This is a genomic window from Ruegeria sp. BI11 (assembly GCF_056538005.1).
In genome coordinates, this window is sequence record NZ_JBQFSM010000065.1 from 1 (window position 1) to 783 (window position 783).

At 49.6% G+C, this 783-nt stretch carries 1 protein-coding gene; it reads right to left on the minus strand.

The window, feature by feature from the left end; genetic code table 11:
- The coding region (locus ACR0DT_RS25100; protein WP_480713353.1) for a hypothetical protein at window positions 1-783 on the minus strand (783 nt) is incomplete at both ends.

A 783-nucleotide genomic window follows, 5' to 3' on the forward strand; every position in this document is an offset into this window, starting at 1 on the left:
CCATTCCCATAATGACGGACATCAATACCATCATCGCCACCAGTAACTTCACCCGTAGTCGTAATCGAAATCTCGCCAACACCATCATGGGCTGCAATAATACCATCATCGCCACCCGATACTGCGTTGGCTGCGATTGTAACATCATATGTGTTGGTGGTGTTCGCGGCGAAAGCATAAATACCATCATCACCGCCTAATACCGTATCTGTCGTCGTAATAATAAGGGCTCCCACACCATTGTGGCGCGCGAAAATACCATCATCACCACCGGTAACGGAACCATTAGTCGTGATTGATAAAGCACCCTTGTCCTCATGGATAGCCAATATGCCGTCTATACCGCCCGATACGTCCTCTGCGTTGCTAATGTAAATTGAACCGTTCCCGTAGTGGCGGGCGCGTATCCCATACCCTTCGGCACCAGCCGTCACTTTCCCCGAAGCAGTAACAAAAGCATCACCTTCTCCACGGTGCAACGCTTCAAGTCCATCTTCAATCACATCTACATACCCTGTAGACGTGATTGAAATTGCACCAGTACCAAGATGGCGCGCGAAAATACCATCATCACCGCTACTCACGTCGTTGGCTGTAATTGTGATCGTGCCAACACTTTCGTGAAGAGCGTAAATACCATCATCACCCTCTTCATCTCCAGATGTCACGGACCCTCTGGCGGCAATATCAATCGCACCATCCCCAAAATGGCGCGCATACACACCAGTATTACCGCCGGTTACATCGTTGGCTGTAACCGATAGTAAACCATCACCATTGTGG